The 2,723-nt window shown below is 42.1% G+C and carries 2 protein-coding genes and 1 pseudogene; all 3 read left to right on the forward strand.

The genetic code is table 11. The features are described 5' to 3' along the window. Nucleotides 1-224 (forward strand): annotated as a pseudogene (locus GS12_RS22530) (catalase-peroxidase); the annotation flags it as partial. Between the two features lie 1,629 nt (nucleotides 225-1,853). Continuing rightward, entirely contained in the window at nucleotides 1,854-2,564 is a 711-nt protein-coding gene (locus GS12_RS22535; protein ID WP_034951207.1) for a hypothetical protein, read from the forward strand. A 19-nt stretch (nucleotides 2,565-2,583) separates the two neighbouring features. Then, on the forward strand, nucleotides 2,584-2,723 hold a 140-nt coding region (locus GS12_RS22540), incomplete at its 3' end, for a transposase (RefSeq protein ID WP_034951210.1).

Here is a 2,723-nt window from a genome sequence, read left to right on the forward strand (position 1 = left end):
AATGGAAAGCCACTGACGAAAGCGGGGAACGCTTTGAAGGCCGCGACCGCCTGAGCGGGCAGCCGCGCTTCAGCGCCACTCGCGCGGACCTGGTGTTTGGTTCGAACGCCGTTTTACGCGCTTCAGCCGAAGTTTATGCCAGCAGCGATGCGCAGCAGAAGTTTGTCAAAGACTTCGTCGCCGCATGGAGCAAAGTGATGGATCTCGACCGATTCGATCTCTGAAAATAGTCTCTGAGTCAGCAATAACCCCGCCCGGGCAACCGAGGCGGGTTTTTTTAACGGGCAGAGACGGCGCGGCGTTCACGGCTGGCCGAAAAGATAAACGTTTCAGGAATCGAAAAAACAAAAAGCCCGCTCGGGTGAGCGGGCTTCTCAAATTTGGCTCCTCTGACTGGATAAAATAACCCCTGTATCCTCTTGAGTTTAAATGAATTTGATTTTTAAAATTGAAGTGAGGCCCCCATCAAGGCCCCCAGACGTTATTGCTGTTTTTAAATGTGATTCTTGTCACGTTTTATGTTGCTGTTCTGGCTGTAATGAAGATAGTCGGTTCGTGGCATGAGACGGTCTGATTGAAGGACTGTTATGAGCGAAGCTGTCAGTTTGTCTGAACTAAACGACGCAGCATGGCTATCAACTCGTTTATGCCGCGTCCTAAGTGGGGGATGGTGATGATTGGGGGAGTGATAATTTATTTTCTCCCAAAACTCATCATCAACCCGCGATACGCTGCCTGTCGTCTCACAGCCTCTAATTGACAGTGATTCGTTATTGAAAACTTCTTTTGGGATGGATTCTGAGAATGAACCATATAATGTACTGACAGGTAGAACCGACTCTCTGTAAACCTGACAAATAGCTGGGCCATAGCAGCCCATTGCGATAATGAGGCCAGAGAGTACGGGTGTTCATCAGGGCACATGAAGCCGAATATATGTGTGTGACTACGTTGTCAGAAAAAGATCTGCCCGTGCCTGGCTCTGGGTCGGTGTCCATATAGTTATTTAGGCCCCAGCGATTTAATTTTACATCTTTTAATGTACATTAGCTTATACCTGAGTTGATAGTTACCGGTTATTTATATAAGCGTCTCTCAGGTTAGATTTGGCTTAAATATTTATTATCCCGGACGAGAGTTCCATAAAGTAATGTGTTTTTTACGTTCATAGCTACTCGAAAGAGTTAATCAGCATCCAAATTTTAATGTCTTTAGCTTTTCAAGTGATTCACAAAAAAAGATCACGAGGCTCAACTTTACTACCAGGAAGGTGCTTTTTTTAAATAGTATATTATGCTTGTTTCATTCTCTGTCAATGGGGGAAGTCCATCATAATTAGGAATGAGAAAGTCGATTCGCTAAGTTCTATGATATCTATACCATCCTAATTATTTTATTTGCATCAATAGCCTGGAGTGTTCATTAACGATAGTATGTAAAGCGAAAAATCATTTAAAAGGAAATTCATAGGGCTAAGTTATGCATACATGACTATCGAAGGTAAATCTCAGGGGGTAATTTCTGAGGGGGACTCTACATTAGAATCTATTGGCAATCGATATCAGGAAGGATATGCCTATAAAATCATAATCTTAGATTTTTAAGCTAATTAATTATTAATGGATTAGCGACTCTCAATCATGACTGATTAATGCCCGATAAGGAATGCGCATGCAATTTTAGCGTTCTTTAAAACGACTTTTTCAATATGTGTTGCAATATCATTGCATTAAACTTTATTTATGCAGCGAAATATGAAGTTTTTTATATTTACGTGAATTTTAACGGTTGACACAAACCTATGAACTATGTAAGCATCAATTTGTCTTATCAGACCGTGAGGCGGCAAAGGAATGGAGCGTTACAAAGGAATGTACAGTTACAATTGTATACTGGATGCTGTGCATCGAAACTCGTTACTTAAAATTTATAACTCCCAAAATAACAGCCTGCTGGAACATTCTGCATTAAATCAGCGAATTGCTAATGCTATTAACACATCAAATGCAGATGTGAGTTTTCCATTGGTGGTTTATCTGGATGAAGAAGTAAAAGCCTGCTGCCTGGTTCATTTTTCACATCAAGAAAAAATAAGATCGCTGGGGCAACTCAGTTTTTCAATATTGATCACTGATGGTGATGTTTCTGCGCTGAGTTTTCTTTTTTCAGCGATTTTTTTTGAAGCAGAAAAAAGATCATTCATCAAGCATAAAGATGCTGTGATTTATGGTCCTGTTCATAATTCAATTCTGATCAATCGGGGCTGCCGCACCTTTGCAGGGGAACCCTTCACCTACCAGATGCCGGATAATATTCCCACACTTTGTGACTGGATAACGGCGGCTGGAGGGCATAAAGAAAAGGATCTGCTAGAAATTATTTATGATTATAGTGTCAGAGATACGCTATTAACGCATATCGATGAACGTCTGTTGGAACGCCTACAGGGAGCGGATTTTCTTTTTGTGCAAAAAGAGCAAATTGCCGCCCGTTGTCAGGAACTTGATCTCTTCCCTTTGTTCAGTACCGGCGTAAAGTGGGGTTTCCGGCCTTTCTTTCCATGAACAAATGAGGTCATCCGGCATGAAAAAGACGCGTTATACCGAAGAGCAGATCGCTTTTGCCCTGAAACAGGCAGAAACAGGTACGCGGGTGGAGGAAGTCTGCAGAAAGATGGGGATTTCCGAGGCTACTTTTTACAACTGGAAGAAGAAGTTTGGCGG

The sequence above is a fragment of the Erwinia oleae genome (genome assembly GCF_000770305.1).
In the GTDB taxonomy this organism is placed as follows: domain Bacteria; phylum Pseudomonadota; class Gammaproteobacteria; order Enterobacterales; family Enterobacteriaceae; genus Erwinia; species Erwinia oleae.